We start from the raw sequence: 622 nt of genomic DNA, 5'->3' as shown, positions 1-622 counted from the left end.
AGCGGCTGCGGGCAAAGGATTGAAGCTGCGATCGCTCCTCGTCAGAGAGCGCCAACTCGACCTTCGGTCTGCCCATTCTCATCGCGGTATCTCCGGTTCCAACATACCTCAATGGCATGCACGATTACTCATAAGACGGTAACTTGCCGAGCACGCCAAGACAAGAAAGCCAGCATTCATGCGGTTTTCGAGGCGATCAATGTTCCCCAAGTTACTGACTTCTCAGTAATGCCAGAAAATAACGGGACGGGACACTAGATGAATCGCTCGGCCTTGCCATTGGTCTGTGGGCGATAGGGCCTGGTGAAGGAGTGTTTGATGCCCAAGGCTTGGCAAGTCTTTGCGAACAACCGTGAACGACAGGCCGGGCCGTTGTCGGTGATCAGGCGCTTGATGGTCACGCCCAAGGCCGCGTAGTGAGCCACGGCCGCCTGCAGAAACGCCACGGCAGAGCCCTTGCGTTCGTCCTCGTGCATCTGCACGAAGCCCGCACGCGAGTGATCGTCGATGGCCACATGAGCGAACTCCCAGCCGGCGCCTCGTGTGGCATCGCGACGATCACCCGTCACACGGTGGCTGGGCTGCACGATGCGCCCGAGCTTCTTGGTGTCGATGTGCAGCA

1 pseudogene is annotated in these 622 nt (G+C 58.8%); it reads right to left on the bottom strand.

Annotated features, from left to right (window positions below):
* Window positions 1-257: 257 nt before the first annotated feature.
* Window positions 258-622, bottom strand: a pseudogene (locus tag AVHM3334_RS23775) (DDE-type integrase/transposase/recombinase); the annotation flags it as partial.

This window comes from Acidovorax sp. SUPP3334, from assembly GCF_030159055.1.
In the GTDB taxonomy this organism is placed as follows: Bacteria; Pseudomonadota; Gammaproteobacteria; order Burkholderiales; family Burkholderiaceae_C; genus Paracidovorax.
Note: the sequence above shows the minus strand (reverse complement) of the source record. Positions and strands in the feature narration are given on the sequence as shown.